Source organism: Sutterella massiliensis, from assembly GCF_016899755.1.
In the GTDB taxonomy this organism is placed as follows: domain Bacteria; phylum Pseudomonadota; class Gammaproteobacteria; order Burkholderiales; family Burkholderiaceae_F; genus Sutterella; species Sutterella massiliensis.
Genome location: NZ_JACJJC010000358.1, coordinates 1 through 332 on the forward strand (window position 1 = coordinate 1; position 332 = coordinate 332).

Consider the following 332-nt stretch of genomic DNA (forward strand, 5'->3'; position numbering starts at 1 on the left):
GTTCTATTCGCATTACGGCTTCAAAGCCGCCAAGGCGGGAGGTTCTCTTCTGATCTTCAGGCTTTAAAACTTTCTTCTCTCAACCCGAGCGGGGGCGTTCTTGGTCCCCCGTGGGGTCATGGCGTGCCCGCTCTTCTTTTGGAGCACACCATGAAACTGAAACAACACACCGTGTTCACCGGCTTTCGCCGTGCGTCTTGGGGCTGCTACGGCATCCGCGGGCGCCTCGGCGACAAGAAGGCACTCTGTTTCGACTACGAGGGCAGCTTCGAACTTCCGATCCGCGAGGTTGTGAAGCACGAAGTCATCTCTAGCACGCAATTCCGCGAAGC

General features: G+C 57.2%; 1 protein-coding gene. It reads left to right on the forward strand.

The features are described 5' to 3' along the window. Positions 1-150 precede the first annotated feature (150 nt). The coding region (locus H6A60_RS12905; protein ID WP_205105264.1) for a hypothetical protein at positions 151-332 on the forward strand (182 nt) is incomplete at its 3' end.